Origin of the sequence: Opitutus terrae PB90-1 (assembly GCF_000019965.1) — a bacterium.
Lineage (GTDB): Bacteria > Verrucomicrobiota > Verrucomicrobiia > Opitutales > Opitutaceae > Opitutus > Opitutus terrae.
The window spans coordinates 3,374,896-3,388,068 of sequence record NC_010571.1 but is presented as its reverse complement, the minus strand read 5'-3'; the positions used below and the strand labels follow the sequence as shown (position 1 = coordinate 3,388,068).

General features: G+C 66.2%; 10 protein-coding genes. All 10 read right to left on the bottom strand.

The genetic code is table 11. The features are described 5' to 3' along the window. Positions 1–99 precede the first annotated feature (99 nt). A complete protein-coding gene (ftsZ, locus tag OTER_RS13390; RefSeq protein WP_012375457.1) occupies positions 100–1,395 on the bottom strand; it encodes a cell division protein FtsZ in 1,296 nt (431 codons plus the stop codon). Between the two features lie 45 nt (positions 1,396–1,440). Beyond that, the gene (gene ftsA, locus OTER_RS13385; RefSeq protein ID WP_012375456.1) at positions 1,441–2,655 is read right to left on the bottom strand and encodes a cell division protein FtsA; all 1,215 of its coding nucleotides are present in this window, start codon (positions 2,653–2,655) and stop codon (positions 1,441–1,443) included. Next, complete coding sequence (locus tag OTER_RS26655; RefSeq protein ID WP_052300383.1) at positions 2,652–3,659, bottom strand: cell division protein FtsQ/DivIB; 1,008 nt, start codon at positions 3,657–3,659, stop codon at positions 2,652–2,654. The genes ftsA and OTER_RS26655 overlap by 4 nt, the downstream gene beginning before the upstream one ends. Continuing rightward, on the bottom strand, positions 3,656–4,591 hold the full coding sequence (locus OTER_RS13375; protein ID WP_012375454.1) for a D-alanine--D-alanine ligase family protein: 936 nt from the start codon (positions 4,589–4,591) through the stop codon (positions 3,656–3,658). The genes OTER_RS26655 and OTER_RS13375 overlap by 4 nt, the downstream gene beginning before the upstream one ends. Positions 4,592–4,684: 93 nt before the next feature. Continuing rightward, positions 4,685–7,075 carry a UDP-N-acetylmuramate dehydrogenase gene (gene murB, locus OTER_RS13370; RefSeq protein ID WP_012375453.1) on the bottom strand — a complete coding sequence of 797 codons (2,391 nt, stop codon included), beginning with the start codon at positions 7,073–7,075 and terminating at the stop codon, positions 4,685–4,687. Further along, entirely contained in the window at positions 7,072–8,205 is a 1,134-nt protein-coding gene (locus OTER_RS13365) for a UDP-N-acetylglucosamine--N-acetylmuramyl-(pentapeptide) pyrophosphoryl-undecaprenol N-acetylglucosamine transferase (protein WP_012375452.1), read from the bottom strand. The genes murB and OTER_RS13365 overlap by 4 nt, the downstream gene beginning before the upstream one ends. Positions 8,206–8,299: 94 nt before the next feature. Beyond that, complete coding sequence (locus OTER_RS13360; protein ID WP_237702485.1) at positions 8,300–9,409, bottom strand: FtsW/RodA/SpoVE family cell cycle protein; 1,110 nt, start codon at positions 9,407–9,409, stop codon at positions 8,300–8,302. A 189-nt stretch (positions 9,410–9,598) separates the two neighbouring features. Next, on the bottom strand, positions 9,599–10,507 hold the full coding sequence (locus tag OTER_RS24200; protein ID WP_012375450.1) for a LysM peptidoglycan-binding domain-containing protein: 909 nt from the start codon (positions 10,505–10,507) through the stop codon (positions 9,599–9,601). 36 nt (positions 10,508–10,543) lie between these two features. Continuing rightward, the gene (murD, locus tag OTER_RS13350; protein WP_012375449.1) at positions 10,544–11,872 is read right to left on the bottom strand and encodes a UDP-N-acetylmuramoyl-L-alanine--D-glutamate ligase; all 1,329 of its coding nucleotides are present in this window, start codon (positions 11,870–11,872) and stop codon (positions 10,544–10,546) included. A 184-nt stretch (positions 11,873–12,056) separates the two neighbouring features. Beyond that, a complete protein-coding gene (mraY, locus tag OTER_RS13340) occupies positions 12,057–13,172 on the bottom strand; it encodes a phospho-N-acetylmuramoyl-pentapeptide-transferase (RefSeq protein ID WP_012375448.1) in 1,116 nt (371 codons plus the stop codon). Position 13,173 lies beyond the last annotated feature (1 nt).

Here is a 13,173-nt window from a genome sequence, read left to right as displayed (position 1 = left end):
GACCAAGCGCCCATCGGCGCAAACTCTCGCTCGCAAACGCCCGTGCCATCATCGGTAGCGCGCGTTATCCCTAACGCGCCGTCCGGCGCCATCTCAGATTCAAATCGAAACCTTGATTCCTTTCCGCAGATAGGTCGGGACGTCCAGATCCTGCCCGTCGAACAGGTTGCGATCGGTCTTTTCGAAATGTCCCCGGCTCTCGAGTTCGCCGAACCCGAATTCGTGTTGCGCCAGTTTCGCGGCGGCTGCGGCGGCCTCTTTCTCCAACGTTGTCTGCGCCGGCTTCTCTGCGCCCGTACCAACCACTGGGGTCGTCGCGGCGCCGTCGGACGTCACCGTCGTCGTCGGCTCCGGCCGATTCGTCAGGCGCCCGCGGCCCGGCATCGACGTATGCCGCCGCGCCGGCACGCCGCGGTTGCCCATGTCGGTGGTGCCGATCACGCAAACGTCGACGCGGTTCTGCATCTCCTCGTCGATCACCGCGCCCATGATGATGTGCGACTCACGTCCGAACTGCTCGGTGATCGCCGTCATCAGTTCGTTGACCTTCGGCAGCGTGAGATCCGTGCCGCCGATGATGTTCACGAGCAGCCGGTCGGCTTTCCGCGAAAACTCCGGCGTATGGAGCAGCGGACAGAGCTTCAAACTTCCCACGGCGTCGGCGACGGCGTTCGGGCCCGTCCCCTCGCCAAGCCCGAACAGCGTTTTCCCGCCGCGTTGCGCAAACACCTGCTGCAAGCCGGCGAAATCCAGATTGATCAACCCGGTCTTGAACAGCATCGCCCAGATGGACTTCACGCCACGGCCGATCCACTCGTCGGCCCGCGCGAACGAGTCCAGCACGGTCTCGTTCTCGGCTGATTCCTGCAGCAGCACGTCGTTCGGCAGCGGGATGACCGCGTCGCAGACGCGACGCAACGCGGAGAGCCCCTCCTCGGCCTGCTTCAACCGCCGACCACCCTCAAAGCTGAAGGGCATCGTCACGAATGCGATCACCAGCGCGCCCTGCTCGCTTGCGATCTCCGCCACCACCGGGAGCGCGCCGCTCCCCGTGCCCCCGCCCATCCCGCCGATGAGGAACACGAGGTCGCAATCCTTCACCACGTTCGTGATCTTTTCGCGATCGGCCTCGGCCGCCTCACGTCCCAGCTCGGGATCACCGCCGGCGCCCAGCCCGCGGGTGATGCTCATGCCGATGAGGACCTTGTCCTGCACGGGCGAGCTGGCGAGCGCCTGATAGTCGGTGTTGATCACGCCGAGTTGCAGCCGCTCGAGGTTTTCCATCTTGAGGCGGTCGACCGCGTTCGAGCCGGCGCCGCCCACGCCTACCATCTTGATCGCGATGGCGCGATCGGTGAGCAGCGCGTGTTCGAGGGGGAGTTCGTTGAGATTCATTCTGGTCCTGGGAGCGCGGCCGCCCTCGGCCGCATCGGTTCAGGTTCAGGTATTGGCGAAAAGTCGCTTGATGTTGCCGAGCCAGCCGGCGTTGCGCCGGTTCGCTATTACGCGGTCGCTCTGCGCGTTCACGCCGTAGTAGAGCAATCCGAGCGCGGTGTGATAACCAGGGTCGCGCAGATTTTCCGCCACCCAGGTCGGGGTCTCGCCCAGATGCGCAGGCACACCGAAAACCTTTGCGGCAACCTCCGCGATCCCGCTCAGCTTGGCCGTGCCGCCGGTCAACACCACGCCCGCGGCGCAGGTTTCGGGCGAGAACGCGTTGCCCAGCTTCTTGCGCACCACCTCGAGCAGCTCCCACGTGCGGGCCGCCGTGATCTGCTCGATCGCGTGCCGCGGAAACTGCCGGTCGCCGATCGCGAAATTGCCGTCGAGCCAGACTTTCTCGCCCTTGTCCTTCGGGTTCACGAACGCCCGTCCAAACCGCAGCTTCAGCTTCTCCGCCTGACCTTCCGTCAAACGCAGTCCGATGCTGAGATCGTTCGTCAAATGCGTTCCGCCCACGGGGACCACGCCGGTGGTGTGCGGCACGCCGTCGCGATAGAGCACGTAGTCGGTCGTGCCCGCGCCGATGTCGACCGCCAGCACGCCGTTCTGCCGCTCCTCGGGCGTCGTCACCATGTGACCGGAAGCCAGACTCGACAGCACCAGCTCACGCACCTCGAGATTGAAACCGCGGATCACGTGAATGTTGTCCGCGAGTCGCTGCTCCTGACCGTGGACCGTCCAGTAGCCCACCTCCAGCCGCTGGCCGACGAGATTTTCCGGCGAGGTCGGCACCAGCCGGCCATCGACGCGGAACGGCCGCCGAATGTGATGCACCACCATCCGGCCCTCGGGCAGCTCCTTCGAGCGCGCGAGCTCGCACACCGTGCGGATGTCGTCGCGATCGATCATGTTGTCCGCCGCCTTCACGTTGACCGCGGCTTCGTTGTAGAAGCCTTCCAAGTGCCCGCCCGTCTGGGCGAGAAACACCAGCTCGATCCGCTCGCCGGCATCCCGCTCCGCCTGCTCGAGCGCGCTGTGCGTCGACTCGCTCGCCGCCTTGTAGTCGACCACCGTGCCTTTGATGATGCCGCGCGACGAGCACTCGCCGTGGCCAATGATGGCGAGTTCGCGGCCGGTATATTCGCCGACGAGGACGGTGATTTTTGAGGTGCCGATTTCGACGGCGCCAATGAAGGTGGGACGGGAGCTCACAGCGTGGTTTTGCGTTGCAGATCTGGGAAAGCAGGCACCACCGGATTGCGTCGCGTGGTCGTCGTCGTGGCCGGCCGCGCATCGCCCGGCTGTTTCAGCGGCGCCGTCGGATCCACCTCCTCGAACGCCACCGGCACATGCGCGCCAATCGCGAGGTTGATCTCGCGCACCGGCCGGTCGGACTTGGCCCGCGCCGCATCGAGCAGCGAATCGAGCCGCGCCAGCTGCCGGAAAAAATCCTCGCTCGTGCCGAACCGGATGCACGCCACATTCGTCGCGCGCACCTCGATTTCGCCGTCCGACTCCAGCCGCGCGAGCGACACGACCTGCCATTCGCGATAGAGATGCTCCGCCTCCAGCTTCGCCTTGCCCAGTAGATCCGCGACCGTCGGCATGTCGGCGATGGGTTCAAATCTCCCGCCGTCCCGCTTCAACTTCACGCCATCGAGCCAGGGCAATGTTTTCAACAGCTCCGGATCGAACCCCAGCCCGGCAAACACGGTGCCGTCGCGCGCCACCAGCAGCATCTCGGGTTCCGCGCCGGCCGTCTGCGCCATCACGCGCGCCACCGGCGATTGCTCCGAAATGCTCACCGTCAGCGTCGCGGGAAAGGTGCGCGTCAATGTCGCCGTGCGAACCTGCCCCGCCGCCGTCAGCCGCTCCCGCAGCCGATACAGGTCGAGCTGCATCAGCGTTGCTCGTGGCGGCAGCGCGAGTGTCTGCACCACCCATTCGCGCGGCAGCACCCCATCGGTGGCGAAATCGATCTCCTTCACCGGCACCGCTTCGGCGCTGGTCAGCGGCTGCGGCCGGCCGCGCAAGGCCGCCGCGATTTCCACCGCGCCCCAGCCGAGTCCGCCCACCGCAGCGAGCGCCAGCACGGTCTTCATGCCACTCCACCACCACCGCCGCCGCCCCTCCGCCGACATCGCGCGCGGTTTCACCTGCTGGGGAATGTCTCGCCAGCTGCGCGCTTGCGGAGGATTGAGCTCGGTGCGACTCACGGATTTCGCGACGCCCGCGCCGCGTGAAAACGCTGCACCGCGGGCGTGACCATTGCCTTCACCAAGGCCGTAAAATCGATCCCCTCGCAGCGAGCGCTCATCGGCAGCAGGCTCGTTTCCTTCATGCCGGGGAGGGTGTTTATTTCCAGCAAATAAAGCTCGTGATCATCGCCGAGGATGAAATCCACACGCGCATAATCGCGGCAACCGCACGCCGCGAACGCCGTTTGCGCCGCCGCCTGAATTTTCTGCGTCAGCGCCGCGTCCAGCGGTGCCGGCGCGAGATAGTTCGTCATCCCCTTCGTGTACTTGCTGGCGTAGTCATAGACGCCGGATTTCGGTCGGATCTCCACCACGCCCATCGCCCGACCGTTCAGCACGCCCACTGCGAGTTCGCGTCCGAAGATCCGCCGCTCGATGATCCAGCGACCGTTCTGGATTACGTCGAGCACGCGCGTGAGCTCCTCGCGCGAGCCCACCAGGTTCAAACCGACGCTGCTGCCTTCCGCGTTTGGCTTCACCACCACCCGCTCGCCAAACTGTTCGATCACCTGCTCAGGCCGGGGTTTCTTCGCCGCCGGAAACGTCACGCCGGGAATGACCTTAATCCCCTTCGCCGCCGCCGTCTCTTTCGTCAGCGTCTTGTCCATCGTCAGCGCGCTGCTGACCGCATCGCAGCCCGCATAGTGCATGCCCGCCGCGTCGAGCAGCCGCTGCATCCCGCCATCCTCACCGAACGTGCCGTGCAGCGTCGAAAAAACCACATGCCGCTGCGGATCGAGTCCCGCCGGCAGTGCGTCCGCGTCGATTTGGAATCGTTCAACGCGGAACGATTTCTCGAGCGCCGCCGCACACGCCTGACCGGAGCCGAGCGAGACTTCGCGTTCGGAGGAAGTGCCGCCACTGAAAACGGCGATGACAGGTGAATCCATAAAAAGTCTAGAGCTCAGAGCTGAGAGCGAAGAGCAGATCACAACCCAGAGTCCGTGCTCTCAGCTCTGGACTCTTGGCTCTCAGCTCATCCCTCACAGCACATCCTCCCACAATTTGCCGTAAAGCAGCACCTCGGGCTCGAGGTTGATGCCCTTGACCTCCTTCACCCGAGCGCGCACCCGCCGGACCAGCTCGAGCACTTCGGCCGCCGTCGCGTGGCCGCGGTTGATGATGAAGTTCGCGTGGACCGGCGACACTTCGGCGTCGCCGACGCGCGTACCCTTCAACCCGCTTTCGTCGATCAACCGGCCAGCGGACGTCCCCGGGGGGTTTTTGAAAATGCATCCCGCGCTCGGTTCGCGCGGCTGCGTCGCCTGCCGCTTCGTGCGGTAAGCCGCGATCTGCTGATTCACCACTTCCGCGTTCGCGTAAGCCGGCCGGCGCAACAACGCCCCCAACCCGATCGCCCGCTCCAGCTCCGGGCAATGACGATACGTCACCTTCAGCGCGGTACGCGGCAGCGACTGTACCTCGCCTGCCATCGTCATCAGTTGCAGCTCGTCGACGACGTCGAACATCCAGCCGCCCATCGCGCCCGCGTTCATTCGCAGCGCGCCGCCCACATTGCCGGGAATGCCCTCGAGAAATTCGAATCCGCTCAACCCCGCCTTGGCTGCGAGTCCGCACAGATTTTTCAGTCGAAGTCCCGCGCCGACCCAGATCCTTCCGTCTGGCCGCACCTCGAACTGCGCCCAAGCCTCGTGCGCGAGCGAGATCACCAGCCCTTCCACGCCCTCGTCCGGGACCAGCAGATTGGATCCGCGACCGAGGATGAACACCTCGACCGGCACGGCAGTTGCCGTGCGCAACAACGCCTGCAGATCCGCGACGCTCGCCGGCTCGGCATAAATCCGCGCCGGTCCGCCGACGCGCATCGTCGTCTTCGGGCCGAGCAACTCGTCGCGTCGCAGGCTCGTTTCGGCCGACACCACGCGCTGCAGTTTCGTCAGCACGGCGTCCCAATCGCCCGCCCTGCGCGGTTTGCGGGTCCGGCGCTCGATCCAGGCCCGCGCTTTGCGATCGATGTCTCCCGCGCCGACGAAGGCCACCAGGTCGCCCGGCCGCACTTGGCGATCGAGCGCATCGAACCACCGGCGATCGGCGCCGGGCTGATAGTCGATCGGCAGCATTGGGTTCTGCCGTCCCGCCGCCGCCGCCACGTCCGCCGTCATGCCACCGGTCCTCGGTGCCTCGCCCGCGCCGTAAACGTCGAGCAGGTAGAGCCAGTCCGCGGCGCCGAGCGCCTGCGCGAAATCCACCTTGAACTGCGCCGTGCGACTGAACCGATGCGGTTGAAAGACCACGATCAACCGGCCGACCGCGCCGCGCTTGTCCGCCGCGGGCTGCTTACGCCGCAACCGTTCGCGCAGGCTGCCGAGCAACGCGCGAATCTCCCCCGGATGATGCGCGTAATCCTCAATCACCGTAAACGCGTCGTCGTGCAACACGGTCTGCCGCCGACGCACGCCCGGATAATTGGCCAGCGCGTCGCCGCCGGGGCGCGCACCCATCACCTGCGCAGCCGCCAGCGCCGCCGTCGCGTTCGCCGCGTTGAACGCCCCGCGTGCCTGCACGGCGGTCTCGCGACTGGCGAAGCGACCGTCCAGCTGCAGCGTCATCCGCGCGCCGTCTTCGCGCACGATCCGTCCGGAAAAATCTCCCGCGGTCCCGAAACTCAGAAAATTCGGCCCGGTGATCTCCGCCTCGATCCGGTGTTCCTCCATCGCCGCCAGTTCCGTCGCGCTCCGCCGACTGACCGCGCACTCCGCGCTGAACAAAACCAGCCCGCGGGTCCGCGCGAACAAATGATGGAAAGTCTGCTCCAGCTCGGCCCGATCGCGATAGTGATCCGGATGGTCCCAGTCGAGATTCACGGCGACCGTGATTTCTGGCACGAAGCGCTCGATCGTCCCGTCGCTTTCGTCCACTTCGGCCACGACCCATTCGTTCGTGCCGACGTCCGCCGGTGAGCTGCCGTCGGTGAAAAGTCCGCCCAACACGTAGCCCGCGGGAAAGCCCGCGCTGCGCAGCGCCGTGATCAACATCGCGGTCGTCGTGGTTTTGCCGTGCGACCCGCACACCGCCACGAACTTCTTCCCGCTCACCACCTCTGCCAGCATCTCGCCGCGGCGCACGCAGCGCAGTCCGCGCGCCCGGGCCGCCGCGAACGCCGGATGCGCCGGCGCGATCGCCGACGAATGCACCATCAGTTCGCAATCCGCGTCCATCGGACCCACCCGCACTCCGGCGCGCTCCAGCAACTCGCGCACCTCGGGCATCATCGCGTCGTCCTCACCGCTGACGGTGAAGCCGAGCCGGCGCAGATAAATCGCCAGCGGTGCCACGCCCATGCCGCCCGCGCCAACGCAGTGGATTCTCCGCACGCTGCGGCCGAAGACGGAAGGCAGCGCAGCGTCGCTCATGTCACCACCGCCGTCGCCGTACCCGGCGACCCCGACGCCCCATGCGTGCGCGTCATCTCTTCCAGATCGTTCAGCATCAACTCGAGCGAGTTGGCACGATCCATCCGTTGCAGGTTGCCGCGGAATTTCCGCAATAGTTCCTCGTCGAAAATCACGTCCAGCACCTCGGCGCGCACGCTGTGCATCATCGTCTGCTCGACGACCACTCCGCCGCCTTGCCGCTCGAAGAACGCCGCGTTCGCCCGCTGGTGATCGTCCGCGGCCTGCGGGAAGGGCACCAGGATTGCGGGCGTTTCGCAGCGCACCAGTTCGGCGATCGTGCCGGCTCCGGCGCGCGACAAAACCAGGTCCGCCGCCGAGAGCAGTTCCGGCACGCAATCGCAGAACGTCAGGAATTGAATGCGGACCGGCTGCCCCGCATGCGTCCGGAGTTCGACGGTTTCATCGCTGCCCTTGCCCAGCCCCGTCACGCAGCACACCTGCACGCCTTCGGCTGCCAGTGCCGGCATTTCGCGCCGGACCCAGTCGTTCAGCACCGTGGCACCCTGGCTGCCGCCGAACACGACCAGCAGCTTTTGTCCGACGGCAAAACCGAATCGCGCCCGCGCGTCGGTTTGTGACACGCGCCGAATTTCCTGCCGGACGGGCAGTCCCATCGGTCGCACGGCGCCGGGCGGCGCGGACGCCAGCCGGACGCCCGGCGGCAGATAGACGCGGTTGGCGAACCGGCTCAGCACGCGAATGGCCCGGCCCGGCACGCGATTCGCCTCGTGCAGCGCCACGGGCACGCCGCGCCACCGCGCCGCGAGCACCACGCCCGCCGATGTAAAACCGCCGAAGGCCACCACGCCCGCCGGTCGCGCTGCACGCACCAGCCCCCGGCAAAACCACAATCCACGCGACTGCGTGCCGATGAACCGCGCCAATCGGACTGGATGCAGCGAGAAGCCGGTCCCCGGCACGCGCGTGAAGTCGAGCCGCGGATACTTGGCGATCAGCCGTGCGTCGACTTTCTTGTGGCTGATCAGCAGCCGGACCGAATGCCCGCGTGCCTGCAACCCCTCGGCCAGCGCGATGCCCGGCGAAAGATGTCCACCGGTGCCGCCACAGGAGATCAGGAACGTGCTCATCGCCGAAAAGTCCTAAGTGCCAAGTTCCAAGTGCCAAGACGCGCCATCCCGTGCCTCTTGTTACTTACCCACTTGTTACTTTGCACTTTTCCCCTCATGCCAGCACCTCCTGCATCGTGCGTGCCCGGCTGTTCAGCGCCGCGCGGCCCCAGGTGCGCTGGGTGTTCAGAAAGATCCCGAGGATCAGCCCCATCAAGAGCAGGTTGGAAAGTCCCGCGCTGATGAACGGCAGCGACATGCCCTTGGTCGGCAGCACCCCGGTGACGACACCCACGTTGATGATCGCCTGCAGGCAGATCAGCAGCAGACAACCGGTGACCAGCAGATACTGGAAAAGATTCGGCGCGCGGCGGAGGTGCAGCAACCCGGCGACAAAAATGATCAGGAACAGCGCGACGACACCGAGCGTAAACCAGAGCCCGAGTTCCTCGCCGACGACCGCGAAGATCATGTCCGTGTGCGCCTCCGGCAGGAAGTTGAGCTGCTGCCGCCCCTGGCCGAGCCCCGCGCCGTCGACGCCGCCCGCCGCGAACGCCGCGAGCGATTGGTAGAGCTGATAGGTTCCGCCCTGCTTGTTTCCTTCCACGTCGAGAAACGCCAGGAACCGCCGCAGCCGGTTTGGATTCAGCATCACCGCCACGGTGAACAAACCTGCCACCGCGAGGATCGCCGGCATGATGTAGCGCCAACGAGCACCTGCGAGGAAAAGCAACACGAGCCCAACCGCCATGATCAGTGCCGCCGTGCCGAAATCCGGCTCCTGTTGCACGAGCAGCGCGAACACGCCGATCAACGCGACCGGGTACACAAACCCGAGCTTGAACTCGCCGATGCGCGTCTGGTGCAGCGCCAGGTAGTGCGACAGTGCAAACACCATCGCGAGTTTCGCGAACTCCGACACCTGCACGACGGCCGAGCCGATACCGAGCCAGCGACGCGCGCCCCCGCGCCAGACGCCGACGTGCGGAATCAACACCAGCACGAGCAGGACGAGAAAAACTCCAGCGATGATCCACGCGTAGCGTCGCAGGTAGTCGAGATCGAGCCGGCTGACCACGAGGCAAAAGACCGCCGCCGTGCCCACGCCCACCAACTGCTTCGTCAGATAGAAATACGGCCCCTGCTTGAACGCCACGCTCGCGCTGAACAGGATCGTCAGCCCGAGAAACGTCAGACCGAGCGCACAGATGAAGATCACCGCCACCGGATTCAAGGCGAACCGGCCGCGTTGACCACGAGAGGGAGAGGCGCTCGACGTCATTTCGTCAGACAGCTTCAACAGCGGCCGCGCGCGACCCGCTGCCGGACCGGCCGCATCGATCGCACGCGCCGCGAAGCGACGACACGCCGGGCCAAGGGTTGCGAGAAGTATTCGCGCGGACGCGGGAGGGGCTCACTTTTCCTCCACCGGAATCACCGGCGCATCGCCTTGCTTGTCGCGCAACCCAGCATCGAGATCCTGTTCCGGGGCGGGGATGACGATCGTCGGCACCGACTCCGTGGTCGCGGGTTGGGTCGCGGGCGTCGCCGTGGGTTCCTGGGCCGCCGGGCGCGATGTGGCAGTGCTCGGCGTCGCGCGCGTCGCGCGGCTCGTCGGCGCCTGCCAGCCCGGGATGGTCAACTCCATGCCGGGCCGGATCCGCGCCGGATCCGAAATGGCGTTCGCGGTGGCGATGTCGCCGACCTTCACCTGATATTTCCGCGCGATGGCGCCGAGCGTTTCGCCCGGCCGCACGATGTGCTTGACTGCTTCGCCCGAAGCCCGCGGCGCCGTCGGTGTCGCGGCGACGACCGGCGTGCTTTCCGCTGGCTGGAACTGCGCGCTCCCCGCGACCGACTTGGCCGGGATGATCAGCTTCTGTCCCACGCGCACCGTCGCGCTGGTGCGGAGATTGTTGGCCGCCGCGATTTCACCGACCGAGCTGTGGTGCTTCTTGGCGATCGTCCAGAGGCTATCGCCGCGCACGACGGTGTACGTCGTCGCCGGCGTGACGTCCGCAACCGGCGCGGCTTCGAGCGCGGCGGCGGTCGGCGTGCCGGGACGCGTCGGCGTGAAACGCACCACCGCAGTCGCGGGCGCATTCGGATCGAACGAGGGCGGCGGCGCGAGGCTGACCGGCGACTCGCTGGTCGCGGCCACCGGCGCGACCATCGCGCTGGTATCGCCACCGCTGGCGATCACGGTCTCAGAGGCGTCACGCGTCGGCCGCTTGGCGGAACTGCAACCCGGATTGGCGAAAATCAGAATCAAGGCAAAGACGTGGACGCCCACGACGACGCCGAAGATCTTCAGAATTTTCATGGCAGGAGTGTTGGTTGGTTGCGGGAGCGAATGCTATCAAAATTTGGGTGCGTCGCCGAGGTTGCGCGCAAGTTGTTCGAACTGCTCGCCGCGATCCGCGTAGCTGCGGAACATGTCGAAGCTCGCGAACCCCGGGCTGAGCAGCACGTGATCGCCGGGTTCGGCGAGTTCGGCCGCGCGGCGGACCGCGTCCTCGAGCGTGCTGCAGCGTGTGTGCGCGACGCGAAACGCCGCGCAGTGAAACGCCAGCTCCTCGCTCGTTTCGCCGATGAGCACGACGTGCGCGACCCGCGGCGCGATCCGATGCACGAAGCCCGCGAGATCGCCGCCCTTCGCCTTGCCGCCCGCGATGAGAACCACCGGCGTCGTGAACCGCTCGAGCGCGGCCTCGACCGCGTGGAAGTTGGTGGCCTTCGAGTCATTCCAGTAGGTGGCGCCATCGCGTTCCACGACGAGGGCGAGCCGGTGCCGCCCGAGATCGAAGCGTTTCGCGGCGAGTTCGAGTTGTTCCACCGGCAGTCCCGCGGCGCGCCACCACGCTTCGGCGAGCAAATAGTTTTCGCGCTGCGGATAGTCGGCGAACACGGTGCCCGCGAGCCGCGGGTTGGTCGGCTGATGCTCCGTCGCCACCCACTCGATGCCGGTGAGCGGCCGTCCATACCGTTCGGCGAACCGCCGCACCGAGGACCCCGCGAACACGCCGCCGCCGCGCGCACCGACGAACGGCAGCGGATGCGCCGTGCCGGTCGCCGGCACGCGCGTGTGCAACACCAGGTTCCACTTCGCGTTGAAATAGCTCTCCAGGCCCGGGTGCCGTTCCAGGTGATCTTCGGCAATGTTCGTCCAGAGCGTCGCGCTCGCGCGGAAGTGCTTGAGCGTCTCCGCTTGGAACGAGCTTACCTCGCAGACGGCGATCTGCTCGGAGGTGCCGCCATTCGATTCCGCCACCGCCTGCGCGAACGAATGACCGACGTTCCCGACGGAACGGGCGTCGCGGCCGATCGAACGCAGCGCGTGAGTAAGAAATTCCGTCAGCGTGGTTTTGCCGTTGGTGCCGGTGACGGCGATGACTGTGCCGCGCCAGAACACCGAGGCGAGATCGAGCTCGGCGAGACATTCGCACCCAGCCTGGCGCGCCAGCACCAGCCACGGATGTTCGGGCGGAAAACCCGGCGAGAAAATCACGAGCCGGTGCAGGCTCGCCGCTTTCGCGGTGAACTCGGTCCCCTTCGCGTCGTAGATCACTCCGGCCGCGCCCAGTTCCGCGAGCAGCGCGCACGCCCCCACCCCACTCACGCCGCCGCCGAAGATGGCGACCGGGTGCGCGAGGCTGGGCGCGAGAGAGTCTGGAGCGGTCAACGGCATGTCAGTTCCAGTAGAGGCGGAGGCACCGCGGTCGCCAGCGGCGTCACGGTCCGGCTGCGCGTCCGCGCGCGATGCACCACGATGGTCGCACTCTCGAGCGCGCGACGCCAGTCGGCGCGGAGCGCGGCAATTTGCGCCGCGATGGCGTCCTGCGAATGGCAATGGGATCGAAATGGTTTCATTGTCAGCGCAGTTTCAACGTCGCCAGACCCGCCAGCGCGCAGCCGAGCGACAGCACCCAGAACCGCAGCACGACCTTCGTCTCGGGCCAGCCCTTTTTTTGAAAATGGTGATGAACCGGCGCCATGAGGAAGAACCGCCGCCCGACCCCGCTTCGCCGCTTGGTGATTTTGAACACCCCCACCTGCACCACGACCGAGAGCATCTCGGCCACGAAGACGCCGCCCACGATCACCAGCGTCAGCGGCTGGTGGATCATGAATGCCATCACGCCGATGAGTCCGCCGAGCGCGAGCGAACCCGTGTCGCCCATGAACACCTCGGCCGGGTGGCAGTTATACCAGAGAAACGCCATGCAGCCGCCGATCAGCGCGCCGCAGATCACCGCCAGTTCGCCGGTGCCCGGGACGTGGCTGGTCAGCAGGTACTGCGAGAGAAACACATGGTCGGCGACATAGGCCATGATGCCGAAGACCAGCGCCACCGGAATGGTGCAGCCGATCGCGAGTCCATCGAGCCCGTCGGTCAAATTGATCGCGTTGCTAAAGCCGACGATCCAAAGGTAAATCAGCACCAGCAGCACCGCCCAGTGCATGTGCGGGATCAGCGGGTATTTCACGAACGGCACCCAGAACTCACGAATCTTCTGTGCGCTCGCCGGATGCCACAGCAGCAGGCCCAGCGCGACCACCGTCGCCAGCGACTGCCAGCCGATCTTCTCCCACGACGAGATGCCGTTGCGGTTCTTGTGGACGACCTTCAGGTAGTCGTCGCGCCAGCCCGGAATCGTGAGCGCGGCGTAGACGAACAGGCTCACGAACACCCAGATGTTCGGTGCCGCCCAGAGCGCCGCGCTCGTGAACACCGAGAGGAAAATGATCAGCCCGCCCATGGTGGGCGTGTTCTTCTTGTCAAAATAAGTGGCGCCGAGCGCACCCGTGCGATCGTCGATGTAGCCGTGGCCCAGCTTCAGCTCGCGAAACTTCGCGATCAGCCACGGCGCGATCACGAATCCGATCGTCAGGCTCGTGACCGCCGCCAGCAGCGTGCGCACGGTGATATACCGCAGCAGCCGAAGCGGTCCGAAATAGTCCTGCAGGTCTGCGAGGTGGCTCAGCATC